1 protein-coding gene is annotated in these 628 nt (G+C 71.0%); it reads right to left on the bottom strand.

Going from position 1 to position 628, the window contains the following annotated elements; genetic code table 11:
- The coding region (locus J5F18_RS13910; RefSeq protein WP_346299194.1) for a 50S ribosomal protein L11 methyltransferase at positions 1-628 on the bottom strand (628 nt) is incomplete at both ends.

Genomic DNA, 628 nt, shown 5'->3' with positions numbered 1-628 from the left:
GACCACCGGCTCGTCCATGTGAAGGCCCTGGTCGTGGTAGGCGTCGATCACCTCCTCGGCCTGGGCGGCGAGAATGCCGGAGAGGGCCAGTCGGCCGCCGGGGGCGACGTGGCCGGCGATCATCGGGGCCAGCTCGACCAGCGGGCCGGCGAGGATATTGGCCACCACGATGGGGAAGGTCTCGGCGTCGTCGAGCTGTTCGGGGTAGCAGAGCCGGAGCCGCGCCTCCGCGATGGCGTTGCGCGCGGCGTTGTCGCGGCTCGCGGTGAGCGCCTGGGGGTCGATATCGGTGCCGTCCAGCCAGGCCAGGCAGAGCGCCGTGGTGGGGTGGGTGCCGGTGCCGAAGGCCAGGCCGGGGTCCAGGTGCAGGTTGACCGCGCCGGGTTCCGGTGGCTCGTGCCAGCTCGGCACGATCCACAGCCGCTGGCCCATCTGCATGGGCTTGAAGTCCTCCATCCACTCCCGCTCCCAGTCGCGGTCGGCGAGCAGCTCAGTCTCGATCTCGGGGCAGGGCTCTTCCGGCACCACGGTGGCCCAGGCCTGGCGTACCCGCTCGAGCATGGCATCGATGCCTTCCAGGTCGTCGTAGAGACCGGTGAGCACCGTCTCGTCCCACAGCGGGGTGCTG

It is taken from the genome of Halomonas sp. BM-2019, assembly GCF_017584085.1.
Note: the sequence above shows the minus strand (reverse complement) of the source record. Positions and strands in the feature narration are given on the sequence as shown.